At 61.9% G+C, this 26,843-nt stretch carries 23 protein-coding genes; 7 read left to right on the forward strand and 16 right to left on the reverse strand.

Annotated features, from left to right (window positions below; genetic code table 11):
• The 11 genes from GSM73_RS21185 to GSM73_RS21235 all read right to left on the reverse strand — a co-directional run.
• Positions 1–1,080 (reverse strand): adenylosuccinate synthase (locus GSM73_RS21185; protein WP_160893885.1); only part of this gene is annotated, 1,080 nt, incomplete at its 3' end.
• 54 nt (positions 1,081–1,134) lie between these two features.
• Entirely contained in the window at positions 1,135–2,322 is a 1,188-nt protein-coding gene (locus tag GSM73_RS21190; protein WP_160893730.1) for an ATP phosphoribosyltransferase regulatory subunit, read from the reverse strand.
• A gap of 313 nt (positions 2,323–2,635) precedes the next feature.
• A complete protein-coding gene (hflC, locus tag GSM73_RS21195; protein ID WP_047227313.1) occupies positions 2,636–3,505 on the reverse strand; it encodes a protease modulator HflC in 870 nt (289 codons plus the stop codon).
• Positions 3,505–4,677, reverse strand: coding sequence for an FtsH protease activity modulator HflK (hflK, locus tag GSM73_RS21200; protein WP_047227312.1), 1,173 nt, complete (start codon positions 4,675–4,677; stop codon positions 3,505–3,507). Before hflK ends, hflC begins: the two co-directional genes overlap by 1 nt.
• A gap of 85 nt (positions 4,678–4,762) precedes the next feature.
• Positions 4,763–6,064 carry a ribosome rescue GTPase HflX gene (gene hflX, locus GSM73_RS21205; protein WP_160893732.1) on the reverse strand — a complete coding sequence of 434 codons (1,302 nt, stop codon included), beginning with the start codon at positions 6,062–6,064 and terminating at the stop codon, positions 4,763–4,765.
• Between the two features lie 12 nt (positions 6,065–6,076).
• Positions 6,077–6,337 (reverse strand): RNA chaperone Hfq, encoded by a 261-nt coding sequence (hfq, locus tag GSM73_RS21210; RefSeq protein WP_047227310.1) that lies wholly within the window; start codon positions 6,335–6,337, stop codon positions 6,077–6,079.
• A 91-nt stretch (positions 6,338–6,428) separates the two neighbouring features.
• The gene (gene miaA / locus GSM73_RS21215; protein ID WP_160893734.1) at positions 6,429–7,400 is read right to left on the reverse strand and encodes a tRNA (adenosine(37)-N6)-dimethylallyltransferase MiaA; all 972 of its coding nucleotides are present in this window, start codon (positions 7,398–7,400) and stop codon (positions 6,429–6,431) included.
• Positions 7,400–9,313 carry a DNA mismatch repair endonuclease MutL gene (gene mutL, locus GSM73_RS21220; RefSeq protein ID WP_076382898.1) on the reverse strand — a complete coding sequence of 638 codons (1,914 nt, stop codon included), beginning with the start codon at positions 9,311–9,313 and terminating at the stop codon, positions 7,400–7,402. Before mutL ends, miaA begins: the two co-directional genes overlap by 1 nt.
• The gene (locus GSM73_RS21225) at positions 9,310–10,740 is read right to left on the reverse strand and encodes an N-acetylmuramoyl-L-alanine amidase (RefSeq protein ID WP_047227307.1); all 1,431 of its coding nucleotides are present in this window, start codon (positions 10,738–10,740) and stop codon (positions 9,310–9,312) included. Before GSM73_RS21225 ends, mutL begins: the two co-directional genes overlap by 4 nt.
• Positions 10,740–11,210 (reverse strand): tRNA (adenosine(37)-N6)-threonylcarbamoyltransferase complex ATPase subunit type 1 TsaE, encoded by a 471-nt coding sequence (gene tsaE / locus GSM73_RS21230; RefSeq protein ID WP_047227306.1) that lies wholly within the window; start codon positions 11,208–11,210, stop codon positions 10,740–10,742. Before tsaE ends, GSM73_RS21225 begins: the two co-directional genes overlap by 1 nt.
• Positions 11,198–12,697 (reverse strand): bifunctional ADP-dependent NAD(P)H-hydrate dehydratase/NAD(P)H-hydrate epimerase, encoded by a 1,500-nt coding sequence (locus tag GSM73_RS21235; protein WP_047227305.1) that lies wholly within the window; start codon positions 12,695–12,697, stop codon positions 11,198–11,200. Before GSM73_RS21235 ends, tsaE begins: the two co-directional genes overlap by 13 nt.
• A gap of 63 nt (positions 12,698–12,760) precedes the next feature.
• On the opposite strand from GSM73_RS21235, the gene queG reads away from it, so the two are divergent.
• Positions 12,761–13,840, forward strand: coding sequence for a tRNA epoxyqueuosine(34) reductase QueG (gene queG, locus GSM73_RS21240; RefSeq protein WP_047227304.1), 1,080 nt, complete (start codon positions 12,761–12,763; stop codon positions 13,838–13,840).
• Here queG and GSM73_RS21245 read toward each other — a convergent pair.
• Positions 13,822–14,436, reverse strand: a complete 615-nt coding sequence (locus GSM73_RS21245) for a trimeric intracellular cation channel family protein (RefSeq protein ID WP_171061284.1) — start codon at positions 14,434–14,436, stop codon at positions 13,822–13,824. The two genes, queG and GSM73_RS21245, sit on opposite strands and share 19 nt — an antisense overlap.
• 171 nt (positions 14,437–14,607) lie before the next feature.
• Positions 14,608–15,150: an oligoribonuclease gene (gene orn, locus GSM73_RS21250; RefSeq protein WP_047227302.1), complete on the reverse strand. Its 543-nt coding sequence runs from the start codon at positions 15,148–15,150 to the stop codon at positions 14,608–14,610.
• A gap of 252 nt (positions 15,151–15,402) precedes the next feature.
• On the opposite strand from orn, the gene rsgA reads away from it, so the two are divergent.
• On the forward strand, positions 15,403–16,434 hold the full coding sequence (rsgA, locus tag GSM73_RS21255; RefSeq protein WP_047227301.1) for a small ribosomal subunit biogenesis GTPase RsgA: 1,032 nt from the start codon (positions 15,403–15,405) through the stop codon (positions 16,432–16,434).
• Positions 16,435–16,604: 170 nt separating this feature from the next.
• Here the strand turns inward: rsgA and motB are convergent, their stop codons facing one another.
• Positions 16,605–17,642: a flagellar motor protein MotB gene (gene motB, locus GSM73_RS21260; RefSeq protein ID WP_160893736.1), complete on the reverse strand. Its 1,038-nt coding sequence runs from the start codon at positions 17,640–17,642 to the stop codon at positions 16,605–16,607.
• Position 17,643: 1 nt separating this feature from the next.
• A complete protein-coding gene (gene motA, locus GSM73_RS21265; RefSeq protein ID WP_047227299.1) occupies positions 17,644–18,495 on the reverse strand; it encodes a flagellar motor stator protein MotA in 852 nt (283 codons plus the stop codon).
• Between the two features lie 166 nt (positions 18,496–18,661).
• Here motA and GSM73_RS21270 point away from each other — a divergent pair, with 166 nt between their 5' ends.
• The 4 genes from GSM73_RS21270 (at position 18,662) to GSM73_RS21285 (ending at position 23,894) form a co-directional block, all read left to right on the forward strand.
• Positions 18,662–20,200 (forward strand): HDOD domain-containing protein, encoded by a 1,539-nt coding sequence (locus tag GSM73_RS21270; protein WP_160893738.1) that lies wholly within the window; start codon positions 18,662–18,664, stop codon positions 20,198–20,200.
• Positions 20,201–20,242: 42 nt separating this feature from the next.
• Complete coding sequence (locus GSM73_RS21275) at positions 20,243–21,058, forward strand: rhodanese-like domain-containing protein (RefSeq protein ID WP_076382902.1); 816 nt, start codon at positions 20,243–20,245, stop codon at positions 21,056–21,058.
• A gap of 19 nt (positions 21,059–21,077) precedes the next feature.
• Positions 21,078–21,938 carry an archaetidylserine decarboxylase gene (gene asd, locus GSM73_RS21280; RefSeq protein WP_160893740.1) on the forward strand — a complete coding sequence of 287 codons (861 nt, stop codon included), beginning with the start codon at positions 21,078–21,080 and terminating at the stop codon, positions 21,936–21,938.
• 195 nt (positions 21,939–22,133) lie between these two features.
• A complete protein-coding gene (locus GSM73_RS21285; RefSeq protein ID WP_160893742.1) occupies positions 22,134–23,894 on the forward strand; it encodes a molecular chaperone in 1,761 nt (586 codons plus the stop codon).
• A gap of 92 nt (positions 23,895–23,986) precedes the next feature.
• Here GSM73_RS21285 and serB read toward each other — a convergent pair whose 3' ends face one another.
• The gene (serB, locus tag GSM73_RS21290; protein ID WP_076382904.1) at positions 23,987–25,201 is read right to left on the reverse strand and encodes a phosphoserine phosphatase SerB; all 1,215 of its coding nucleotides are present in this window, start codon (positions 25,199–25,201) and stop codon (positions 23,987–23,989) included.
• A 133-nt stretch (positions 25,202–25,334) separates the two neighbouring features.
• Here serB and GSM73_RS21295 point away from each other — a divergent pair.
• The coding region (locus GSM73_RS21295; RefSeq protein WP_160893888.1) for an AhpA/YtjB family protein at positions 25,335–26,843 on the forward strand (1,509 nt) is incomplete at its 3' end.

A 26,843-nucleotide genomic window follows, 5' to 3' on the forward strand; every position in this document is an offset into this window, starting at 1 on the left:
AGTCGGTGCGTCGATGACCGCGCCGTCCTGATTCTTGTAGCCCACGCAGATGTTGATGGTTTCCAGGCCGTCCAGTACGTCCAGCTTGGTCAGGCACAGGCCCGAGATACTGTTGACGTCGATGGCGCGACGCAGGATGACGGCATCGAACCAGCCGCAACGACGGGCACGACCAGTGGTGGCGCCGAACTCATGGCCGCGCTTGGCCAGGAACGCACCAACATCATCGAACAGCTCGGTCGGGAACGGACCCGAACCGACGCGAGTGGTGTATGCCTTGGTGATGCCCAGGATGTAATCCAGGTACATCGGGCCGAAACCCGAACCCGTGGCGATGCCGCCGGCAGTGGTGTTGGAACTGGTGACGTACGGATAGGTACCGTGGTCGATGTCCAGCAGCGACCCTTGGGCGCCTTCGAACATGATGTCCTTGCCCGCGCGACGCAACTCGTGCAGCTCGGCAGTGACGTCGAGCATCATCGGCTTGAGCAGCTCGGCGTACTCCATGCACTCATCCAGGGTCTTCTGGAAGTCGATGGCCGGCTCTTTGTAGTAATTGACCAGAACGAAGTTGTGGTAGTCCAGCAACTCGCCCAGCTTGGCGGCGAAGCGCTCACGGTGAAACAGGTCACCGATGCGCAGGCCACGACGGGCCACCTTGTCTTCGTAGGCCGGGCCGATGCCGCGACCGGTGGTGCCGATCTTCAGCTCGCCACGGGCCTTTTCGCGGGCCTGGTCCAGCGCAACGTGATAGGACAGGATCAGCGGGCAGGACGGGCTGATACGCAGGCGCTCGCGCACCGGTACGCCCTTCTCTTCCAGCTTGATGATTTCCCGCAACAAGGCGTCAGGGGCAACCACCACCCCGTTGCCGATCAGGCACTGCACGCCTTCGCGCAACACGCCCGACGGAATCAGGTGCAGTACGGTTTTCTCACCGTCGATCACCAAGGTGTGACCTGCGTTGTGGCCACCTTGGTAGCGCACTACGGCGGCAGCATGTTCGGTCAGCAGATCAACGATCTTGCCTTTGCCCTCATCACCCCACTGGGTGCCCAGGACTACGACATTCTTACCCATAACACTTGTCCTCATTCGCGCAAACTTGGTGCCGGCCGCGGCCGGCAGGAAAACTCAAGAAGCCAGCGGCAATACTTGCCAAAGCCCGTTCTGCTGAATCAATTGCCGGTCGCAGTCCGCTTCACGGGCGGCGGCCAAAGGCTGCCCAGGCAAGGCCTGGACGACACGCTGACCCTCACTGCGCAACTGGCAGACCGTCTGCCAGAGTGCTGCATCCGTACTGTCAGGCATCCAGATACCGCCAGACGGTAGCTCGACTTCAGCACGCCCCAGGGTCACCAGGGTTTTCAAATCGGTAGAGAAGCCGGTCGCCGGACGGGCACGACCGAAGTCGGCGCCAATATCATCGTATCGACCGCCCTGAGCGATGGACTGGCCAACCCCCGGCACGAACACCGCGAACACCACACCGGTGTGGTAGTGATAACCGCGCAGTTCACCCAGGTCGAAGTACAGCGGCAACTCGGGGAAACGCACCGACAGCCGCTCGGCAATCGCCAGCAAATCGTCCAGTGCCGCGAGCACCGGTGCCGGCGCATGGGCCAGCCGCTCGCGGGCAGCGGCCAGCACTTCGCGGCCTCCGCACAGATCCACCAGCGCCCGCAACATGCCGGACAGATCGGCCGGCAGGCCTTCGGTCAGACTGATCACTTCATCGATGGCCTTGCGCTGCAAGGCATCGAACAACTGCTGCTCCACTTCGCCGGACAAACTGGCCGCACGCGCCAGGCCACGATAGATGCCGACGTGGCCCAGGTCCATGTGGACATCCGGTACGTCGGCCAGTTGCAGCATGGCAAGCATCAGGCTGATGACTTCCACGTCGCTGCTCGGGCTCGCATCGCCATACAACTCGGCACCCAGCTGGATCGGACTGCGCGAAGACGACAGGGCGCGCGGCTGGGCGTGCAGCACACTGCCGGCATAGCACAGACGGCTCGGACCTTCACGACGCAGGGTGTGGGCGTCGATACGCGCCACTTGCGGCGTGATGTCGGCACGAAAGCCCATCTGCCGGCCCGACTGCGGGTCGATAACCTTGAAGGTGCGCAGATCCAGGTCCTGGCCCGCGCCGGTCAGCAGGGATTCCAGGTACTCGATATGCGGGGTAACGACGAATTCGTAACCCCAGCTCTGGAACAGATCCAACACCTGCCGACGCGCTACTTCAATACGCGCAGCTTCCGGTGGCAGTACTTCTTCGATGCCATCTGGCAGCAGCCAGCGGTCTACCGTTGCCATTACGCCATTCCCCTATGGTCCGGGCGGCCAGCCCTCGGGCAAGCCTTGAGTGAAGCAGAAAATGCCCGCCCCATGCGCAAACCCCGCGCATGAGCAACGTGACGAATGGCCTGTAGTCGGCCTCGCCAAGCACTTTCCTCGAAAAACCTGTCGAGCCGTTCAACCCGACGCCTGCAACAAAAACCGCAATCGAACGTGCAGACGCAAAAAAGCCGGGAATTTCCCGGCTGCCGCATCATACACACGTTTTCCCAAAGGATCACCCCGCCCGACGCTTTAGCCGCCGGGCGGAGTGCTTCAGGTCAACGTCGCATCAAGGCTTGGACTTTTCCAGGTACTGGAAGAAGTCACTGCTTGGGTCAAGGACCAGGACGTCGGATTTGTCCGCAAAGCTTTCACGGTAGGCACGCAGGCTACGGTAGAACGCGTAGAACTCCTGATCCTGACCATAGGCCTTGGCGTAGATCGCAGCGGCCTGGGCATCACCGTCACCGCGCAGCTCTTCCGATTCACGGTAGGCTTCGGCCAGCAATACGCGGCGCTGACGATCGGCGTCGGCACGGATGCCTTCAGCCAGCTCGTTACCCTTGGCGCGGTGCTCGCGAGCTTCACGCTCACGCTCGGTGCTCATCCGCTCGAACACACTGCGGTTCACTTCCTTGGGCAGGTCGATGGCCTTGACCCGGACATCGACAACTTCGATACCCAGCTCTTTTTCCGCCATCGCGTTCAGCGAACGAGTGATGTCGGCCATGAGCGCATCACGCTCACCAGACACGACTTCATGCAGCGTACGCTTACCGAACTGGTCACGCAGGCCCGACTCAAGACGACGGGACAGACGCTCGTCGGCAATCTGCTTGAGACCGGAAGTCGCGGTGTAGAAGCGCTCGGCATCTTTCACGCGCCACTTGGCGTAGGCGTCCACCATCACGGCTTTCTTTTCCAGCGTCAGGAAGCGTTGTGTCGGTGCATCCAGTGTCATCAGGCGGGCATCGAACTTACGCACCTTGTTGACGTACGGCACTTTCACATGCAGGCCCGGCTGGACATCCGCCTGGACCACGCGACCGAATTGCAGCAACACCGCACGCTCGGTCTGAGCCACGATGTAGAAGCAGTTCCAGGCAGCGATCGCCACGACGACACCGACAATAAGGGCGATCAGCGATTTATTGCTCATCAGCGACTCTCCCTGGTACGTGCTTGCTGTTGCTGCTGCTCCGCCGCCGCGCGGGCATTGGCTTCATTGCTGGCCGCTGCCGTGCTGGACGGTGGCGTGCCGGTTTTACGACCGCCTTCGACCATCTTGTCCAGCGGCAAGTACAGCAGATTGCTCTGGCCGTTCTTGTTGCCGGTCACGAGGACCTTGCTGGTGTTGCTGAAGACTTCCTGCATGGTGTCCAGGTACAGACGCTCGCGGGTGACTTCAGGCGCCTTGCGATACTCGCTCACCAGTTTGGTGAAGCGATCCGCCTCACCCTTGGCGCGGGAGACCACTTCGTCGCGGTAACCGTTGGCATCTTCAATGATGCGCTGGGCCTGACCACGGGCTTCCGGCACGACGCCGTTGGCGTAGGTCTCGGCCTGGTTGCGCGAACGCTGCTCGTCTTCACGGGCACGGATCACGTCATCGAAGGCTTCCTGGACTTCACGCGGTGCCGCTGCGCTCTGAACGTTGACCTGGGTAACGGTGATACCGGTGCGATAGGTATCGAGGAACCTTTGCAGGCGCTCCTTGATTTCGCTGGCCATCAACTCACGACCTTCAGTCAGCACCTGGTCCATGGCGGTAGAGCCCACCACATGACGCAAGGCACTTTCAGTGGCGTGCTGCAGGCTGATTTCCGGTTGGTCGACGTTCAGTACGAAGTCTTGCAGATTGGAAATCTTGTATTGCACGGTCAGCGGCACTTCGACGATGTTCTCGTCTTCGGTGAGCATCTGGCCCTGCTTGGTATAGGCACGCTCACGCGTGACGTTTTCCATGAACTTCTTGTCGATCGGCGGGAAATAGATGTTCAGACCCGGACCGACAGTTTCGTAGTACTTGCCAAAGCGCAGCACCACGGCCTGCTCCTGCTCGTCCACGACATATACCGCGCTGTACAGCCAGACAGCCGCGAGCACGACGAGACCAATGCCGAGCAGGCCATAACCGCCACCCTTGCCCGAACGGCCACCACCATCGTCACCGCGTTTCTTACCACCACCGAACAAACCGTTCAGGCTTTCCTGCAGCTTTCGGAAGGCCTCGTCGAGATCCGGCGGCCCTTTGCGGTCGCCGTTGTTACGACGTTTTCCACCCCAGGGATCCTGATTATTCGAGTTGCCACCCGGCTCATTCCAAGCCATAGCGCTCTCCATCTGATAAAGCAAAGACGCACCCACGGCGCGCCGACCAATGCTACAGAATGCCTGACACAGCTTTCTCAGGCTTTTATTGCAAAGTGTGTTGCTCGATGAATTCCATCGGCTGCAGCCCTTCGCGACTGACCAGTCGATTGAGCTCCGCCCGAGGCAGGCGAACCGCCAGCAGGCAGACGCCTTCTTCGTCGTGTTCTTCTTTCTGCACCGCTCCGAGCTCAAAGAACTGGGCCCGCAGCCGAGCGAAACGTTGCGGCAACTTCAGCGTGCCAACAAACAAGTCGTTGCCCAGCAGCTCCGCCACGGCCTGCTTGAGCAGGTCGAGGCCGGAGCCGTCGCGGGCCGATAACCAGACCCGCTGCGGTTTGCCATCGGCATCACGCTGGATCTGCGGCTCCACGCCTTCGAGCAAATCGAGTTTGTTGTATACCTCGAGGATCGGCAAGTCCTGGGCTCCGATCTCGCCCAGCACCACCATGACCTGCTCGATCTGCAGCATCCGGTCCGGCTCGGCGGCATCGATCACGTGCAGCAGCAGGTCGGAGTTGCTCGACTCTTCGAGCGTAGCCCGGAAAGCCTCCACCAGCTTATGCGGCAAATGCCGAATGAAGCCCACGGTGTCGGCCAGCACAATCGGCCCGAGGTCGTCCAGATCGAGCCGGCGCAGGGTCGGATCGAGCGTGGCGAACAACTGGTCGGCGGCGTAGACATCGGACTGGGTCACGTTATTGAACAGCGTCGATTTGCCGGCGTTGGTGTAACCCACCAATGAAACCGTCGGGATATCAGCACGCTTGCGGCCACGCCGGGATTGCTCGCGCTGGCTGCGGACCTTTTCCAGACGCCCCTTGATCTGGCGCAGGCGAACCCGCAGCAGGCGCCGGTCGGTTTCCAGCTGGGTCTCACCCGGACCGCGCAGACCGATACCCCCCTTCTGCCGCTCAAGGTGGGTCCAGCCACGAACCAGTCGCGTACTCATGTGCTCAAGCTGGGCCAGTTCGACCTGGAGCTTGCCTTCATGAGTGCGGGCGCGTTGGGCGAAGATATCGAGAATCAACCCCGTCCGGTCGATCACGCGACACTCGAACACACGCTCGAGGTTACGTTCCTGACTGGGCGTGAGGATGTGATTGAAAATCACCAGGTCGACCTGCTCGGTTTTGACCAGGTCGCGCAATTCCTCGACCTTGCCGCTACCTATCAGGTATTTGGCGGTTGGCCGATGACGCGGCACGTTAAAAAACGCGACGGTCTCGGCGCCGGCCGAAAGTGCCAATTCCTGAAACTCCTGCGGATCTTCGCGCGCCTCAGGGTCTTGTCCATCCAAGTGAACGAGAATGGCCCGCTCACCCCCACCGTGGCGCTCAAAGAACAAAGGAGACTCCTATCAAGCGTTACCCGGTTCAGCGTCACCGGCTTCGGATTCGGTTGCGCTAGGCAGACGAATCGCACGCACAGGCACTACTGTCGAGATCGCGTGCTTGTAGACCATCTGGCTGACGGTGTTTTTCAACAGGATGACGAACTGGTCGAAAGACTCGATATGGCCTTGCAGTTTGATCCCGTTGACCAGATAGATGGACACCCCAACTTTCTCTTTACGTAAAGTGTTCAAGTAAGGGTCTTGTAGCGAATGCCCTTTTGACATGTGCCGCACTCCTTTAAGGATCAATAATTAAAATCGGAATCAGATGGCTTGGGCCGTCACACCCCCAAGGATAGACGGCAATTGCAAGGACTCAGCTCAATATGGAGATGGTCCCAAGGTATTTCAAGGCGCGCGGCAGATTGTCGCAATCAAGACTGTCAAGCCAATGCAAGTCAGTCCAGCTCCGCAGCCAGGTGAACTGGCGTTTCGCCAATTGGCGCGTGGCAATGATTCCACGCTCCTGCATCTCGGCTGACGTCAGCTTGCCGTCCAGATAGTCCCAGACCTGTCGATAACCCACCGCACGTATAGACGGCAACCCGGCATGCAGGTCACTTCGCTCACGCAGGGCTACGACCTCGTCTATGAATCCCTGTTCCAACATTAATGTGAATCTTTGTTCAATTCGCCGATGCAGCACTTGCCGGTTCGCCGGAGCGATGGCCAGATTGGCGACAGTATAGGGCAATTGTTGCATTCCCGAAGCGGCTGCTTCAGTACTTTGCGCAGATTGTCGCTGTCGCAGGGCCGTCATGCTCTGCCCGCTGACCCGATAGACCTCCAGCGCCCGGCTGAGCCGTTGCGGGTCGTTGGGGTGAATGCGGGCCGCCGACTCCGGGTCGATGACCGCCAGTTGCTCATGCAGGGCTTGCCAGCCAAGGCGTGCAGCCTCTTCTTCGATCTGCGCGCGCACGTTGGGATCGGCAGCCGGCATGTCCGCCAGCCCCTCGACCAGAGCCTTGTAGTACAGCATCGTGCCGCCCACCAGCAGCGGAATCTTGCCTCTGGCGGTGATGTCGGCCATGGCCTGAAGGGCATCGCGACGAAAATCCGCTGCCGAGTAAGCTTCGGCCGGATCCAGGATGTCGATCAGTCGGTGCGGGAACTCGGCCAGCAGCTCTTTTGACGGCTTGGCCGTGCCGATGTCCATGCCCCGGTAGACCAAGGCCGAATCGACGCTGATCAGCTCGCAGGGCAGCACTTTGGTCAACTCAATGGCCAGGTCGGTCTTGCCGGCTGCGGTCGGCCCCATCAGAAAGATCGCAGGTGGTAACTGGCTCATCAACGACCGCGCAGGAACAGTTTGTCCAGGTCGTCCAGGCCCAGTTGGGTCCAGGTCGGCCGGCCATGGTTGCATTGGCCGCTGCGCTCGGTGTTTTCCATATCCCGCAGCAGGCCGTTCATTTCCGGCAAGGCCAGACGCCGGTTGGCGCGGATTGCGCCGTGGCAGGCCATGGTGCCGAGCAGTTCGTTCAGGTGCGCCTGGATCCGGTCGCTGGTGCCGTACTCCATCAGGTCCGCCAGCACGTCGCTGACCAGTCGGTTGGCCTCGGCCTGTTTCAACAACGCCGGGATCTGCCGGATCGCCAGGGTTTCCGGGCCCAGGCGCTGCAGCTCAAAGCCCAGGCGCTGGAACCAGCTCACATGCTCCTCGGCGCAATCGGCCTCACGCTGGCTGACCGCCAGGGATTCAGGCACCAATAGCGGTTGCCCGCTAAGGCCTTCGCTGGCCATGGCGATCTTCAGGCGCTCGTACATGATCCGCTCGTGGGCGGCATGCATGTCTACCAGAACCAGGCCTTGGGCATTTTCCGCGAGGATATAGATGCCTTTGAGCTGCGCCAGGGCATAACCCAGTGGCGGAATGTCACCCTGGCCGTCCGGCAACGCCGCCGCACCGGCCTCAGGCAGGGGCTTGAAGAACTCGCGATAAGCCGCCTGAGCTTCGGCGGCGGGCACGCTCGATTGCGCACGCGGGGTGTATTGGTACTGGTAACCGCTGCCCGCGCCGGTCCCGGCGGCGTTGTAGGTCGGCTGGGGCTGGGGTTGCTCCAGCAGTGCGTTGGCGGCCAGGCGCATTTCGCCCTGAGGCCCGAATTCGCCAGCCTCCAGCCCCGTTGGCCGGACCATGCCGGCAACTGCCGCCGGTGCCGCCAATTGATCTTCGGGGCGCACATCACCCAAGGCGCGGTGCAAGGTGCCGTAAAGGAAATCGTGCACCATGCGCCCGTCACGGAAGCGTACTTCATGCTTGGTGGGATGCACGTTGACGTCCACCACCGCGGGATCGACTTCGAAAAAAAGCACGAACGTTGGATGCCGACCGTTGAACAACACGTCGCGATAGGCCTGGCGCACCGCGTGGGCCACCAGCTTGTCGCGCACCGCCCGCCCGTTCACGTAAAAGTACTGCAAGTCCGCCTGGCTGCGAGAAAAAGTCGGCAGCCCGACCCAGCCCCACAGGTGCAGGCCATTGCGCTCCACTTCGATGGGCAGAGCCTGCTCCAGGAACCCGGCACCGCATACCGCGCCGACGCGTCGAGCACGGGCCGCATCATCATGGGCCTCGTGCAGGCTGAGGATGGTCTTGCCGTTGTGGCGCAAATGGAACGCCACGTCAAAACGCGCCAGCGCCAGACGCTTGATGACTTCCTGCAAATGATCGAATTCGGTCTTCTCGGCCTTGAGAAACTTGCGCCGCGCCGGGGTATTGAAGAACAGGTCGCGCACTTCCACCGAGGTGCCCACCGGATGGGCCGCGGGCTGGACGCGAGAGGCCATGTCCCGGCCTTCGGTCTCGACCTGCCAGGCCTGGTCGGCTTCGCGGGTACGCGAGGTGAGCGTCAGGCGCGACACCGAACTGATGGAGGCCAGCGCCTCGCCACGGAACCCCAGGCTCATGACCCGCTCGAGGTCTTCCAGATCGCGGATCTTGCTGGTGGCGTGGCGCGCCAGGGCCAACGGCAGGTCGTCGGCAGGAATGCCGCCACCGTCATCGCGCACACGCAGCAGCTTGACACCGCCCTGCTCGACATCCACATCGATGCGCCGGGCCCCGGAGTCGAGGCTGTTCTCCAACAACTCCTTGATCACCGACGCCGGACGCTCGACCACCTCACCGGCGGCGATCTGGTTCGCCAGCCGGGGGCTGAGCAGTTCGATGCGGGCAGTGCTGCCGGTCAGTTCATCGCTCATTGCTTGACCACCACTTCATTGCCGGGAATGGTCAGGGTCTGGCCGATCTTGAGCTCGTCGCTCTTGAGATTATTGGCACTGCGCAACGACGCGGGCGACACCTGATAGCGCACCGCGATCATTGCCAGGGTTTCGCCAGGATTGACCCGATGGTCTCGCGGCCCCTGGGCGATCTTGCCGGAGTCTCGTAGCCAGGCGATGTAGGTGCCCGGTGGCGGGTTCTGCTGGAAGAACTGTCGCACGCCGCTGCTGATGGAACGGGCCAGGGCCTGTTGGTGGCTGGAGGATGTCAGCTTCGAGGCTTCGTTGGCGTTGGAGATGAACCCGGTTTCCACCAGAATCGACGGGATATCCGGCGACTTGAGCACCATGAACCCCGCCTGCTCGACGCGTCGCTTGTGCAGCGGCGTGACACGCCCAATGTTGCTCAAGACTTTTTGACCGACGTTCAGGCTGGACGTCAGCGAGGCGGTCATCGACAAATCGAGCAGCACGCCGGCGAGCATGCGGTCCTTGTCATCGAGGCTGACGTTACCGGCACCGCCAATCAGGTCGGAACGGTTTTCGCTGTCAGCCAGCCAACGGGCGGTCTCGGAGGTGGCCCCCCGGTCAGACAGGGCAAACACCGAGGCCCCGAACGCGGCTTTTGAAGGGGCGGCGTCGGCATGGATCGAGACGAACAGGTCCGCGCCCTTCTTGCGGGCGATTTCGGTACGGCCACGCAAGGGGATGAAATAGTCTCCGGTACGGGTCAGTTCCGCGCGAAAGCCCTTCATACCATTGACCTGGCGCTGCAACTCACGGGCGATGGACAACACCACGTCCTTTTCACGCTGCCCTCGCGAGCCAGAGGCACCCGGGTCCTCCCCCCCGTGACCGGCATCGATCACAACGATGATATCGCGCTTGCCGGAAGGCGCCGGCGGTAGCTTGAGAGCAGGCTCGGTCGGCGTGACCGGCACCGCCGGCACTGTGGCGACTTTGGTCGGCGGCGCAGGCGGTGGCGCGGCATCGCCCGGGTTGTCGAACAAGTCCACCACCAGTCGGTTGCCGTACTGGGCGTTGGGCGCCAGGGTGAAACTTTTCGGGGTCACCGCCTTATTCAGATCGACGACCACCCGCAGGTCAGTCGGCGTGCGCTGAGCCGAGCGAATGGCCGTGATCGGCGTGTTGGCGGTGGCGGCTGTCAGCGGCGCCCCCAGGGATGCGCCATTGATGTCGATCACCAGGCGATCCGGAGCGGTCAGGGTGAATACGCTGTGCTGCACCGGCCCCGTCAGGTCGAACACCAGACGAGTATTGTCCGGCGCCCGCCACAGACGAACGCTGCTGACCTTCGTCTGTGCCACAGCATCGACGGCCAGTGCCGTAAGCAACATTCCTACGACAGCAACCACCGCGCGAAAGCGCATACCAAACCCCATCATCAATTAGTTTCCAGTGCCAAAGCGGCACACCACGACTCGCCACGCGAGCCTTGCGGCGTCAGTATCAACGAACGCCCGCCGTTCTGCGCGCCAATGGTAATGGTCAGGTCGGGCTTTGGCAAAAAGCCTGCACCCTTCTGGGGCCATTCGATCAGACACAAGGCGTCATCTTCGAAGTAATCGCGGATACCGAGGAATTCCAACTCTTCAGGGTCCACCAGTCGGTACAGGTCAAAATGGAAGGCACGAATGTCGCCGATTTCGTAGGGTTCAACCAACGTGAACGTAGGGCTTTTCACTGCGCCGACGTGTCCCAGGCCACGAATAATGCCGCGGGACAAGGTGGTTTTTCCCGCGCCGAGGTCGCCCTCCAGAAAAATCAGACCATGGCCTGCCGTGGTACGCGCAATGCGCGCCCCCAATTGCGTCATGGCTTGTTCGTCCGCCACGTACAGGGTTACTTCAGACACGGTGAATGCTCCTCCAACAACTGACGAATGGCCGGGATCAGATCGGTCGCCGCCAATCCCCGGCCCGACTGACCGGCTTGCGCACCGGCATTGGCATGCAGCCACACCGCCAGGCAGGCGGCGTCAAAGCCATCCATGCCTTGGGCGAGCAACGCACCGACCACCCCGGCCAGTACATCCCCGAGGCCTGCCGTGGCCATGGCCGGATGGCCCTGGCTACAAACCGACAGGCGACCGTCTGGACTGGCAATCAGGCTGCCAGCGCCTTTGAGAATCACTGTGGCCGCGTATTGTTTGCTCAATGCGTGGGCCGCCGCCGGACGATCGGCCTGCACCTGAGCCGTGGAGATACCCAGAAGCCGCGCCGCCTCGCCCGGATGAGGGGTGATCACACAGTGCGCGGGCAAACTGACCGCGCCACTGCTCAGCAGGTTCAGCGCATCGGCATCCCACACCTGGGGCAGCAATGCGTTGGCCGCCGCCGACAACAAGCTACGTCCCCACGCAGCCTGACCGAGGCCCGGCCCCACCACCAACACACTGACCTGCTCAAGCAACCCCATCAATTGGTTTGCTGAGTGGGTGCCCTGCACCATGACTTCGGGTAAACGCGTCAGCGCAGCGGACACATGCTCGTTGCGAGTGGCCATGGACACCATCCCCGCGCCGCAACGCAGGGCACTCTCGGCGCTCATCTGGATAGCCCCGCCAAAACCTCGATCGCCGCCGATCAATAGAACATGACCGAACTTGCCTTTGTGGGATGTGCGCGCGCGCGGCGTCAGACCCGGCAGATTAGCGGGCTGCAGAAGCCGGGCCGTGGCCGGCGCCGCCTCGACGATGTCGGGATCGGCATGCAGATCATTGAATATCAGTTCACCGACCCGGTCCGCCGCATCGCCTGTGAACAGGCCCAGCTTCAGGCCGATAAAGGTTACGGTCAGGTCGGCCGTCACTGCCGTACCCAGCACCCGTCCCGTGTCGGCACACAGCCCCGAAGGGATATCCACCGCGGCCACTGGCAGGCCACTGACATTGATGGTGTCGATTGCCCGAACGTAGGGCTCGCGTACTTCGCCACTCAATCCCGTGCCGAGCAAGGCGTCGAGCAGCACGCCGCGCAAGTCGGACTCGTCCGACCATGGCTCCACCGGCACACCCACCGCCACCGCCTCGGCGTGGGCATTGGCGGCATCCCCCTGCAAACGCCGGGGCTCACCCACCGTCAGCACCCGCACTGACCAGCCGGCACGGCGGGCCAGGGTCGCCACCAGATAACCGTCGCCGGCGTTGTTGCCATGCCCGGCCAGCACGGTCAGCTCGCTGGCGTCTGGCCAGTGCCGGACAATGGCGCGCCAGGTGGCGCGGGCGGCTCGCTGCATCAATTCGAAGCCAGTCGTGCCTGCCGCAATCAGCTGTGCGTCAAGGGCCCGAACCTGCGCGGCACTGTACAGCGCGTCGGGAAAATCATCTTTAGTGTGCGGCATGCGTCTTCGGGCTCCGATGTCTGGCAGAATTATACGCATCTCAGCTCCGGTTTCTCTCGCCTCATGCCCGTCATTCCCACAGACCTCCCCGCCCTCGCCCAATCCATCAAGGACTGGGGCCGCGAGCTGGGTTTCCAGCAAGTCGGCATCAGCGGCCTGGACCTGGCCGTGCATGAGCAACATTTGCAGCGCTGGCTCGACGCGGGCTATCACGGCGAGATGGACTACATGGGCGCCCACGGCAGCAAACGCTCGCACCCCGAGGAACTGGTGCCGGGCACATTGCGTGTGGTTTCCCTGCGCATGGACTACCTGCCGGGCGACACGCAAATGGCGCAGATGCTCGGCCAACCGGAAAAAGCCTACGTCTCGCGTTATGCATTGGGCCGCGATTACCACAAATTGATCCGTAAACGCGTGCAGCAACTGGCAGAAAAAATTCAGGCGGTCATTGGCCCCTTCGGTTATCGCGCCTTCGTTGACAGCGCACCGGTGCTGGAAAAAGCCATCGCCGAGCAGGCAGGGCTGGGCTGGATCGGTAAAAACACCCTGGTACTGAACCGCAAGGCCGGCAGCTACTTCTTCTTGAGCGAGCTGTTTGTCGACCTGCCGCTGCCGGTTGACCCGCCCCACGCCAGCGAACACTGCGGAAAATGCACCGCATGCCTGGACATCTGCCCTACGAATGCCTTCGTCGGCCCCTACGTCCTGGATGCCCGACGCTGCATTTCCTACCTCACCATCGAACTCAAAAGCGCCATCCCCGAGGAACTGCGGCCATTGATCGGCAACCGGGTGTTCGGTTGCGATGACTGCCAGATCGTCTGCCCGTGGAACCGCTTCGCCCGACCGTCCGGAGAAAGCGACTTCAAACCGCGACACAACCTGGACAACGCCGGGTTGGCCGAGTTGTTCATGTGGGACGAGGAAAAATTCCTCAGCAGTACCGAGGGCTCGCCCCTGCGCCGCGCCGGGTACGAACGCTGGTTGCGCAACCTGGCGGTGGGGCTGGGAAATGCACCTTCAACCATCCCGGTCATGCAAGCGCTTGAAGCGCGGCGCGATTACCCATCGGAACTGGTGCGCGAGCATGTGGAGTGGGCGTTGCGCCAACACGCCGAGCGTCAGACCTCGTCGTTGTAGACGAACTTCGGCATTTCCCAGTGAAAGCGGATCGCCAGGAGCCGCAACAGGAAACCGCCGAACAAGGTGATGAGGATCGCCTGCTCGCTCGGCAACTGCAGATAGACACACAGCATGTAGCACCACGCCGCGGCAAACGAAACGCTGGCATAGAGCTCGCGACGGAAGATCAGCGGGATATCGTTGCAAAAAATGTCACGCAGGATGCCACCGAAAACGCCGGTAATCACGCCACTGACCGAAGCCACCAACATGCCATGGCCCATTTCCAGGGCGGTCATGCAGCCGATCAGGGTGAACGCCACCAGGCCCACGGCGTCAAGCACCAGGAACAACGAGCGCAAATGGCGCATCCAACGCGCCAGGATCACCGTCAGCATCGCCGCCGCGGTGGTCAGCACCAGATATTCCGGGTGCCTGACCCAGGTGAGCGGGTAATGACCGAGCAGCACATCGCGCACCGAGCCGCCACCCAACGCGGTGACGCAGGCGATCAGCACCACGCCAAACCAGTCCATGCCACGACGCCCGGCAGACAAAGCCCCAGTCATGGCTTCGGCGGTGATGGCGATCAGGTAAAGCATCAGCAACATGATGGCGGTCCTTGCAGGAAGGCGCGCAGTCTAGCCAGTTTGGGCAGGCACCAAAAGAGGGCGCGACACCGTCTTCTGCCTGAGCGCCATGCCGCCCGTTCAAACTACCCCTGTGGCGAGGGAGCTTGCTCCCTCGCCACAAAAGCGTGCTCGCACAACAGCCGAGGAGCCGACTTAGAACTTGATGAAGTGCTTACGGTAGTGCTGCAGCTCGGCGATGGACTCGCGGATATCGTCCAGGGCCAGGTGGCTGCCGCCCTTCTGGAAGCTGTCACGCACCTCAGGTGCCCAGCGGGCGGCCAGTTCCTTGAGGGTGGAGACGTCCAGGTTGCGGTAGTGAAAGTAGCTTTCCAGGGATTTCATATGGGTATAGAGAAAGCGACGATCCTGGCAGATGCTGTTGCCACAGATCGGTGACTTGCCCTTGGGCACCCACTGCTCAAGAAAGGCGATGGTTTGGGCTTCGGCCTCAGCCATGCTGATTTTGCTCTCGCGCACCCGTTGGGTCAGGCCTGAGCCGCCGTGCTGGCGAGTGTTCCACTCGTCCATACCCGCCAGGACCTCGTCGCTGTGATGGATCGCGATCACAGGGCCTTCGGCCAGGGTGTTGAGATCACTGTCGGTGACGATGGTGGCCATTTCGATGATGACGTCGGTGTCCGGGTTCAGACCGGTCATTTCAAGGTCGATCCAGATCAGGTTCTGCGGGTTCTGCATGGGGGAGCTCCTCGGCGTAGCTGCGCAGTTTAGCTTAGGCTTTGAACGAAAAGTGCCTGCGCGACGATCATGCTGCGTTGAAAACAGCCTCGGAATGCTCATTGACCACCAGTCAACGCCGCTTCCTCGCCTGTTTTCGCCCTGCCTGCTCGCTGCTCGGCGACTTTTCGTTCAAACCCGAGGCTGGGCCTTGAGCGTGCTAAACTCGCGGCCGTTTTTACCTAATCGCTGCATTCTTCATACGGAACACCCATGGCCAAACGCCAACTCAATCGTCGTCAAAACTGGCGCATCGAAAAGATTCAGGGCGAGCGCGCCGCCCGCGCCGCCAAACGCGAATCCAGCGCGGTACAAGCGCTGGAGGGCGGCGATCTGGGCCCTGAACAGACCGGTCTGGTGATCGCGCACTTCGGTGTACAGGTCGAGGTCGAGGCCCGTGAAGGCGAATTGGCCGGCCAGGTATTCCGCTGCCACCTGCGAGCCAACCTGCCGGCCCTGGTCACTGGTGATCAGGTGGTCTGGCGTGCCGGCAACCAAGGCATCGGCGTGATCGTGGCTCAACTGCCGCGCCACACCGAACTGTGCCGTCCGGACAGCCGAGGCCAGCTCAAGCCGGTGGCGGCCAACGTCGACATGATCGTCATCGTCTTCGCCCCGCTACCCGAGCCCCACGCCAACCTGATCGACCGCTATTTGGTCGCGGCCGAACACGCCGGCATCCGCCCCTTGTTGCTGCTCAACAAATTCGACCTGATCGACGAACACAACGCCCCGGCGCTGAACGCACTGCTCTCGGTCTATCGGCACTTGGGCTACCCGGTGCTGGAGGTTTCGGCTCACCACGGCGATGGCATGGAGAAATTGCAGGAACAACTGGACGGGCGCATCAGCGTGTTTGTCGGCCAGTCCGGTGTCGGCAAGTCGTCGCTGGTCAACAGCCTGCTGCCGGAAGTCGAGACGCGCGTCGGGCCGCTGTCCGAGCTGTCCGGCCAGGGCACTCACACCACCACCACTGCGCGGTTGTTCCACTTCCCCGGCGGCGGTGAATTGATCGACTCGCCGGGCATCCGCGAGTTTGGCCTGGGCCACGTCAGCCGAGCCGATGTGGAAGCGGGGTTCATCGAGTTCAACGACCTGATCGGCACCTGCCGTTTCCGCGACTGCAAGCACGACCGCGAACCCGGTTGCGCCCTGCTCAAGGCGCTGGAAGACGGTCGTGTGCAGCAGCAACGGATGAACAGCTATCGCTCGATCATCGCCAGCTTGCCGGAAAGCAGTTACTGATCCGAAAGGAAGACAAGCCGGACACAGTTGTGGCGAGGGGATTTATCCCCGCTGGGGCGCGAAGCGCCCCCCCCCTTTATCACCCCGAATATCAGATGAAAAAAGAGGGGCTACTTCGCAGCCCAACGGGGATAAATCCCCTCGCCACAGGTTTACGCTCGCCAGTCAGGTCACTGCGCAGGCGGCTCGGCCGGTTTCGGCGCGAGATCATCGAACAGATTCAGACGCTCACGTACCTCATGGGCGGGAACAGGCTGCTGGTCCGCCGGCAATGCGTTCGGATCCGCCGCCGCGCCGGGCGTACCCGGCACTTCACCCGGCGCGCCGGCGCCCTGGGCCGGGTCCGGCGCCGGGTCATCGGTTTGCGAACCTTCGATGGCTTTCTGGGCCTTCTTGGTCAACACCACGATATCGATCCGCCGGTTGACCGGGTTGAACGGGTCTTTGCGGTCGAACAGCGCCGAGGAGGCATAACCGACCACCCGCGCCACCTGCTCGTCCGGATAACTGCCGGCCACCAGGGCCCGACGAGCCGCATTGGCGCGATTGGCGGAGAGTTCCCAGTTACCGAAATCGCCTTTGCCGATGAAGGGCTTGGCATCGGTATGACCACTGATGCTGATCTTGTTCGGCACCGCTTTGATGGTGTCGGCCATGGCCAGCAGAATATCTTCGAAATAAGGTTTCAGGCGCGCGCTGCCAGAGTCAAACATCGGACGGTTCTCGGCGTCCATGATCTGGATGCGCAAGCCGTTCGGCGTGATTTCGAACAGGATCTGGTCCTTGAACTTCTGCAGTTGAGGGTTCTCTTCGACTTTGTTCTGCAACTCTTGCAGCAACAACTCCAGACGCTCGCGCTCGACCTCCTCGGCCATGCCTTCGGCGTCATTGGCGTCTACCTTCGCCTTGTCGGGCTGAGGCTGGGATTCGACTTCAGGGTTGAGGGTGTTTTCCGGCGCCAGGACCGGCGAGCCGCCCAGGTCGATGATGTACGGCGTGCCGCTTTCGGAAAAACCCACCGGGTCCTTGAAATAACCGGCGATGGCGATTTTCTGCTCTGGAGTCGCGGTGGACAGCAGCCACAGCACCAGAAAGAACGCCATCATCGCCGTCGCGAAGTCGGCGAAGGCGATTTTCCAGGCGCCCCCGTGATGCCCGCCGGCTATGCGCTTGACGCGCTTGATAATGATCGGCTGGTTGTTTTCCATCTTAGCGACCGCGAACCGCTTGTTCTAACTCGGCGAAGCTTGGACGGTGCGCCGGGTACAGGACCTTGCGACCGAACTCCACAGCCAGCGATGGAGGCATGCCCGAAGCCGAGGCCACGAGCGATGCCTTGATGGCTTCGTAGACATTGAGTTCTTCCTTGGCGTCGTGGGCCAGGGAATGGGCCAACGGGCCAAAGAAGCCATACGCGGCGAGAATACCGAAGAAGGTACCTACTAGTGCCGCACCTACGTGCAGGCCGATAGATGCCTGGTCGCCTTCGCCCAGGGAGGCCATGGTCACCACGATGCCCAATACCGCCGCGACGATACCGAAACCCGGCATGCCGTCGGCGATGCCGTTGACCGCGTGAGACGGGTGCTCCAGGTCTTCCTTGAGGCTGTACAGTTCCATGTCGAACAGGCCTTCGAGCTCATGGGGAGCCATGTTGCCGGACGACATGATGCGCAGGTAATCACAGACGAACGCCGTCATGCGCTCATCCTTGAGCACCGTGGGGTACTTGGCGAAGATCGGGCTGGACGCTGCGTCTTCGATATCCCCTTCGATCGCCATCATGCCTTCGCGGCGGCTCTTGTTGAGGATCTCGTAGATCAGCCCCAGCACCTCAAGGTAGAAAGTGTGGCTGAAACGCGAGCCGAACATGCTCAAGGACTTCTTGAGCACGTGCATCGTCATGTAGCCGGGGTTGGCTTGCAGGAATGCGCCAAGGGCCGCGCCGCCGATGATCAAGACCTCAAAGGGCTGGACCAGGGCGGCAATCTTGCCATGGGAGAGCACGTATCCGCCCAGAACGCTCGCGAACACGACAATGATGCCGATAATTTTAGCCATAGATAGAAAGTACTTATTTAAGTCGGGTTCAAGGTCATATTCGGAAGCTGAAAAATCTCTTCTTCTACTTATCGGCAAAACTGCGCCAGACTATAGCCAGTTCAGGCGAAAAGCCAATTTGCCCCGTTCCGGGCGTAGATACTCCCTATGATGATCGCGTCCAGCCATGGCTAATGAAACGAAGGTTCCAACTCCACGACCGAACACGCTCGAAGGCTGGGTCAAGCTGCTCGAGGGCGTCCATCTGCCAGTGCCGCAAGCCAGTCATGACCTGGTCTGCAAAGCCATTGCCGACAGCCGCCGCTCACTGCGCGATATTGCCGAGCTGATCCAGGACAGCCCCGCCCTGGCGCTGAGCGTCATTCGTGAAGCCAACCATCACACCCATGGCAACTTTGCCGAACCGGCAGAAAATCTCGAAGTGGCCATCAACCGCCTCGGCCTCAAGCGCACCGAAGAACTGCTCGCCCGACTGCCCTCGTTGCCGGAACAGCAAATCCCCCTCGCGCTGCGCCAACTGCAATTGATCAGCCAGCACGCAACGCAACAGGCCAATGGTTTTTTTGCCAGCCGCCTGGCGCGGCTATGGCAAGACATCCACTGGGGCAGCCTGCTGTTTCTGTCACCGCTCTGGCCGCTGGCCCTGACTCATCCGGGATTGCTGGGCGAGTGGGAATTGCGGGTTATCCATAAAGGCCAGTCAGCGAGCAAAGTGGAGCGCGAGCTGTTCGGCGTCAGCCTGCTGAAAATCTGCCTGGTGCTGGTAGAGACCTGGCGCCTGCCGGTCTGGGTGGCGCAGGGCTACCGCCTGCTGCTCAACGAACGCCGCGAGCTGGTGAAAGTCCTACGCATCGCCCGGGACAGTGAACACCCGCTGCGCCAGCAGAATCGCCTGGACGATGACCCGACCCTGCGGCGCTGGCTCAATCAGCCAGCCAACACAGTGCTGCTAGCCAACGGCCTGGCCCTTTCAGCGCAACAGGCGTGGGACGGCCCTCACAGCACCCGCTGGCAATATCTGACAAGTTTGTATCTGCAGATGTCCATGGATGACGTCCAGCAGCAATTGCACCAGCAAGCCGTCATCAGTGCCCGCCACAACACCATGCCGGACCTCTGGCATCCGGCTGTGGCGTTGATCTGGCCCTGGGGCAGCCGACGCGTCCACCCGGGGCTGCTGCCGGCCGCCCCGCCCAGCGCCGAAGACCTGACCCAGTGGCGCAAGCAATGCGCCGAATTGCTGCTGGAACCGAGCCCGTTCAGCAACGCCATGCACCTGACCACCTCGGCACGGGACGCCTTGGTGGCATGCGGCATGCGGCGAGTGATGATTCTGATGGCCGACCGCAGCCAGACCAGCCTGCGCGTGCATCAGATCGCCGGCCTGCCCAAAGAAGCGGCGGCCATGAGTTTTTCCATCAGCCAAAGCAAAGTGTTGCAACGGTTGCAGGCCCAGCAGGCCCAGGTTCGCCTGAACCCGGACAACAACGCTCAGTTTTCGGCGTTGCTGCCGCCGGGCCTGCGCAGCCTGTTTCGCGGCGAACACCTGCTGTTGCGTTCACTGACCTGCAACAGCCGGGTGATCATGCTGGTGGCGGTGGACCAGGGCGGCGGGCCCTTCTCGGACGTGACGGTGCAAGCCTTCGGTAAAACCGTGCAGTGTATCGAACGCGCCTTGCACAGCTTTACCAACCGCGGTCGCTGATCTTGATACAATCTTTTCCCTTTGCGCCCCTGGAGACCTCACATGCCTGACTTCTCTGGCTTGCCGCTGGTAATCGAGCCGAGCGACCTGCTGTCGCGCCTCGACGCCCGCGAACTGATTCTGGTGGACCTGACCAGCGCCGCCCGCTATAGCACCGGGCACATCCCTGGCGCACGCTTCGTCGACCCCAAGCGCACCCAACTGGGCCAGCCCCCGGCACCAGGCCTGTTGCCAGCAAAAGCCGACCTCGAGACGCTGTTCGGCGAACTGGGGCACAACCCGAATGCGGTCTACGTGGTCTATGACGATGAAGGCGGTGGCTGGGCCGGGCGCTTTATCTGGCTGCTGGATGTGATCGGCCATTCGAACTACCACTACCTCGACGGTGGTTTGCTGTCGTGGCTGGACGAAGGCCTGCCGGTGTCCACTGAAGTGCCGCCGCCCGCCACAGGCCCGGTGAGCCTGACACTGCATGATGAACCCACCGCCACCCGCGAATACCTGCAAAGCCGCCTCGGTGCCGCTGACCTGGCGATCTGGGACGCACGCGGGCCGCTGGAATATTCCGGCGAGAAAGTCGTCGCAGCCAGGGGCGGACATATTCCCGGCGCGATCAACTTCGAATGGACCGCCGGCATGGATCAGGCACGCAACCTGCGCATCCGCAGCGACATGCCGCAGATCCTCGAACAGTTGGGCATCACGCCTGACAAAGAAATCATCACCCATTGCCAGACCCACCACCGCTCTGGCTTCACCTATCTGGTGGCCAAGGCGCTCGGTTATCCGCGAGTCAAAGGCTATGCCGGCTCCTGGGGCGAATGGGGCAACCACCCTGATACCCCCATCGAGCTCTGAAGGTTCTTAAGGACAGTTAATGAAAAACCGCTTGTTCATCCTCAGCCAATACTTGCTACCCCACCACCTGCTGTCTCGGCTGGCCGGCTGCATTGCCGAATGCCGCGTGCACTGGTTCAAGAACGCCTTCACCCAATGGTTCGCCAAACGTTATCAGGTGGACATGTCCCAGGCACTGGTCGAAGACCTCACGGCCTACGAGCACTTCAATGCGTTCTTCACCCGAGCGCTGAAAGAAGGCGCCCGCCCGCTGGACCAGACTCCGGGAGCGATCCTCAGCCCCGCCGACGGTGCCGTCAGCCAACTCGGCCCCATCGAGCACGGCCGGGTATTCCAAGCCAAGGGCCACAGCTTCAGCGTGCTGGAACTGCTGGGCGGCGATGCAGCCAACGCAGCGCCGTTCATGGGCGGCGATTTCGCCACCATCTACCTGTCGCCCAAGGACTATCACCGCGTGCACATGCCACTGGCCGGCACCCTGCGGGAAATGGTCTACATCCCGGGACGGATTTTCTCGGTGAACCAGACCACCGCCGAAAACGTTCCGGAACTGTTCGCCCGTAACGAGCGCGTGGCGTGCATTTTCGACACCGAGCGCGGGCCGATGGCCGTGGTGCTGGTGGGCGCGATGATCGTTGCGTCCATCGAAACCGTCTGGGCCGGCCTGGTGACGCCACCCAAGCGCGAACTGAAAACCTTCCGTTACGACGAAGCCGCCCGGGCGCCGATCCACCTGGAGAAAGGCGCCGAGCTGGGCCGCTTCAAACTGGGATCGACCGCCATCGTGCTGTTCGGCCCGAATCAGGTGCAATGGGTCGAAGACCTGGTGGCCGGTTCGCCGGTGCAGATGGGCCAGGGGTTGGCATTGCCAAAAGCCTGATTCACGCCCTTGGAAGCCGGCCTGTGGGAGCAAGGCTTGCCCGCGATGAACGATAACGCAGTCTGAAACAAAGACCGCGGCGCCTGCATCGCGAGCAAGCTTGGCTCCCACAGCACATCCAGCGCGGCGCGCTTCTCTGTCAGCTGCTAGAGTTGGGAACATCCCTTTCATTTCCCGCCGGAGCCCATCCACGGCATGAATGAGACCAGCCCTCTCCAGCTTTCGCGCGTTCTGACACCGACCCAGTCGCGCCTGTCGTTCTGCGACGCCACGCCGCGCGACCTCAAGCGCTGGATCGCCAACCTGCCCAAGGCCAATATCGGCGAAACCGCACGCCTGCTGTACCAGGCCATCGGCGAACTCAACCAACTGATCACCCCCAGCGAGAATCGCCTGCTACTGCTCGAATTGTTGCGGCCCGAGGTGTATTACGTCTGCAAACACCTGGAGCGGCATTTTTTGCAACAGGCCATCGTTCTGGATGAGCGCTCGCGCAAGATCGTCAACCTGTGCCAGGCCCTGCAAACCCAATTGGCCATGGGTTACAAACAGATCGTCGCGCGCATCTCGCCGAAATACTCCAAGGACCGCGCCCGGCTGCTGAGCACCGCGCTGCAACGCGCGATGCATGCCCTGGACGGCACGCTGCTGCGTATCAGCCAGTTGTATAGCCCGGTACCCGAAGGGCTGTGGCTCGATTTGCATCAGTTGTACCGAATCGCCTGCCACCATCGGCTGCAACACCTCAGCGTCAGCGATGAACTGGCCAGCCAGGTGCATCAGTTGAATGTCGAGCAAACCTACGTGGTCGCCCTGCTGCTGGGCACCTCACGCAGCAATCAACTGCGCCAGGGCCAGATTGCGCGACTCGTCGAGGTGCTCGAATCCTGGAGTCAGAAGGTCACGCTGGACCCGGCCACCACCGCCACGAGCCTGTTCGCCGTTGCACCGCAACTGGATATCGGGCCGCGCTATCGCTCCAAGTTCAGGGCCGAGCAACAGCCCAGCCTGCTGGGTTTCGATCCGCAGCCGCTGGTGCGCGCCATTGCCACTCATCTGGAGCAACCCGACGATCACACCTTGCCCGTGCCTGGCGCAATGAACGCCGACACCTTGCATCACCTGCAAGCGGCCTGGGGCGAAGCGGTCGAACGCAGCTTCCAGCGCACGGAGGGCAACGGCACGCTGACGCTCTGCGTGGGCATGAGCGCTTTGCACTATTACCTGGGCGGCGAGCGCTCTTTCAGCGAAATCCTCAAGGACTCTGCAACGCGCAAGGCCCGGTTCGAGGCCACACCGACCAAGACCAACGACACCTGGAGCCAGGCTTTCGACGCAGCTGCGGCCGGTGACAGTGATCTGTTGCCCTATGAAGAAATCGAGTACCCGGTCAATCCAGCCGATGACGACGGCGCCAGCTCCGACAACCAGCACCACTTCGCGACCTACGACCTGCCCATCATCAATCACAGCCCCGGAGGTTACTGCCTCGGCTGGCCGAAGGAGGTGCCTGAGCAACTGCAGGCCGGGGAAATGGTCGGCATTCGCGACACTAACGATCAAGCCTGGAGCATCGCCGTGGTGCGCTGGATCAGGCAAGTGCGCAATGGCGCCATGCAAATGGGTATCGAGCTGGTCGCGCCCCATGCCCAGCCTTGCGGGCTGCAACTGGTACGAGAGAAGGATGAGCATGGTCACTACCTGCGAGGGCTGCTGCTGCCTGAGATCAGCGCCATTGACCTGCCTCCCACCATGATCGCGCCCCGTCTGCCTTTCCAGGAAGGCCAGCAAGTGCTGATCAACACCAACGGCCAGGAACGCCGCGCCAGCCTGGACCGACGGGTGACCAGCACGCACAGCTTCAACCAGTTTGCTTATCGACAGGAAGACTCAGCGACCACCGGAGATGGCCACGACAATGAAGGGGATTTTGATTCGTTGTGGAAGTCGCTTTAGACCGCCAATACATAACCCTTTGTGAAGAGAGAGCTCTCTGTGGGAGCAAAGCTTGCTCCCACAGATAAATCCCCTTGCCACAGGAAATTGAGTCAGAGCTGTCCGTCGCGATCCCTGAAGCCCAGCAGATACAACACGCCATCCAACCCGAGGGTGGAGATCGCCTGCCGGGCCGACTGCTTGACCAGCGGCTTGGCGCGGAACGCCACGCCCAGACCGGCGATCGCCAGCATTGGCAGGTCATTGGCGCCGTCGCCGACGGCGATGGTCTGTTCCAGGCGCAGGCCTTCCTTCTCGGCCAGTTCGCGCAACAGATCCGCCTTGCGCTGGGCATCGACGATCGGTTCGACGGCCACGCCCGTGACCTTGCCATCCACGACTTCCAGTTCATTGGCGAACACGTAGTCGATGCCGAGTTTGGCCTGCAACTGCTTGGCAAAGTAGGTGAAGCCCCCGGACAGGATCGCGGTCTTGTAGCCCAGACGCTTGAGTTCGGCGAACAGGGTTTCGGCGCCCTCGGTCAGGCGCAAGGAAGCGCCGATGGAGTCCAGCACGCTGACGTCCAGCCCCTTGAGTAGCGCCAGGCGCTCCTTGAAGCTGGCGCGAAAATCCAACTCGCCGGCCATGGCTCGCTCAGTGATGGCCGACACCTTGTCGCCCACGCCGGCGGCCTTGGCCAGTTCGTCGATGACTTCGGCTTCAATCAGCGTCGAATCCATGTCGAATACCGCCAGGCGACGGTTGCGGCGGAACAGCGAGTCTTCCTGGAACGCGATGTCGACATTCAACTCCTGGGCCACGCTGAGGAACTCGGCACGCAGCGCCTGGGGATCGGCCGGCTCGCCGCGCACGGAGAATTCGATGCAGCCCTTGCCCTTGTCATCCGGCGTATCCAGCGGCATGCGCCCGGACAAACGGTCGATGTGGTCGATGTTCAGGTCGTATTTGGCAGTGATCGAACTGACCCGCTGCAATTGCTCGGCGGTAACCTTGCGGGTCAACAGGGTCACGATGTGACGCTTCTTGCCCTGGCCATTGACCCAATGCTGGTAATCGGCTTCGGACACCGGGGTGAAACGCACCTGTTGGTCGAGCTTGTAGGCGGTGAACAGGATGTCCTTGAGCACCGACTTGCTTTGCTCGGCGTCCGGGATTTCAACCAGGATGCCGAACGACAGTGTGTCGTGAATCACCGCCTGACCAATGTCGAGAATGTTCACACCACCCTGGGCCAGAACGCCGGTAATGGCCGCAGTCAGACCCGGACGGTCACTGCCAGTGATGTTTATCAGGACGATTTCGCGCAAGGCGCACCCCCGCAGGTGGAAAAAAACCGCATTCTACCCACTTTCAGTGACCATCGGGCACCGTCGGTGCTTTGCCGGTCATGGGCCTGTCGCTATACTGCGCGTCAATTTCACGGACAAAGAGCCGAGCTCAGTGAACCGGCCCACGCCAGTCAAAACCGACAATTTCTTTCTGCTGATCTTCCGTGCACTGCGCCACCGTCGCGTGCCGATTGCATTGCGCATTGCCAGCCATAACGTGATCCTGGTCGCCCTGGCCCTGGTGATCTATGCCTGCGTGATGGGCCTGCAGTTCAAGCAGGCAATGCACGAACAGGCCGACGCCCTGGGCGAGAGCCTGACCACGCAGACCGCCACGTCCGCCACCGAGCTACTGGTGTCCAACGACATCCTCAGCCTCAACGTGCTGCTCAACAACCTCACCAAAAACAAACTGGTGGCCCACGCCGCCATTTATAGCGTGGACAACCGCATCCTCGCCGAAGCCGGCCAGCGTCCCAAGCCGGGCCTGCTGGGCGAATCCGGCGGCATGTACCAGAGCAGGATCACTTTCCAGGACGTGACCGCCGGGCAACTGCGCATCAGCCTGGACATGGACCAGTTCCAGCAGCCGATGACCATCAGCCTGCAAAGCATGGGCATCCTCAGCGCGATATTGCTGGCGCTGGCGCTGGCCTTGAGCTTGCGCCTGGGACGGCACATCTCTACGCCATTGCTGCAACTGCGGGTCTGGCTGCGGGATATCGACGAGCACACCCCAGCGACCCAGCGCCAGGACGAAATTGGCGATCTGGCTCGGCAACTGCACGCCAGCTTCGCCCCGGAACCTGCCCCCGTGCCGGAGCCTGAAGACATCGACTACAGTGACGACGAAGCCGAACCAGGTTTCGAAGTGCGTAACCTGCGGGACCCGGACTTCGATGAAAGCCAACCTCTACCCGCCTCCAGGCCCGGGCCACGCCGGGTGGTCCGCACGGTAGAGGACGATGAAGACGACGATGCTTTCGCCGACCTGCGTGACGACTCAATCGCCGATGAGCCCCAATCGGTCGCCAGACCCGTCGCCTCGGACCTGCCCCAACACAGTGCCGTGCTGGCCGTGCAACTGGGCGCCCAGGACCAACTGCGCCGGCTGCCCCAGGCGCGTCTGAAGGAACTGCTTGAGCGTTACCGCGACTGCCTCGATCAAGCCGCATCGCTGTATCAGGGCCAACTGCACACCCTGAACGATGGCAGCACGCTGATGCTGTTCCACACCGAGGACAGCGGTGATGACTACCTCACCAACGCCATTTGCTGCGGTGAGTTGCTCAGAGCCCTGGGACACCAGTTGCAGATCGAAGTCGCCGACAGCGGCATCACCCTGCAATTGCAGTTGGGCCTGACCTTGGGTGACGGGCTGTTCGGCCTGAGCCAGATCGACCTGCTGCTGACCGAAACCGCCCAGGACGCCCTGGCCCTGTCGCAACACAGCCGCAACCTGCTGCTGGTGGAGCGCAAGATCAACGACGACGCCCTGATCCGCCAGCGCGCCCGCATCCGCCCTATCGCCAGCCCGGAAGGCGCATGCTGCGTCGAGCGACTGATGGAGCCTTATCCGTCGATGCTGGAGCGACAACTGGCGCGGATGCATGAGCGTCAG

This window comes from Pseudomonas sp. PICF6 (assembly GCF_009831705.1).
Taxonomy (GTDB): Bacteria; Pseudomonadota; Gammaproteobacteria; order Pseudomonadales; family Pseudomonadaceae; genus Aquipseudomonas; species Aquipseudomonas rhizophila.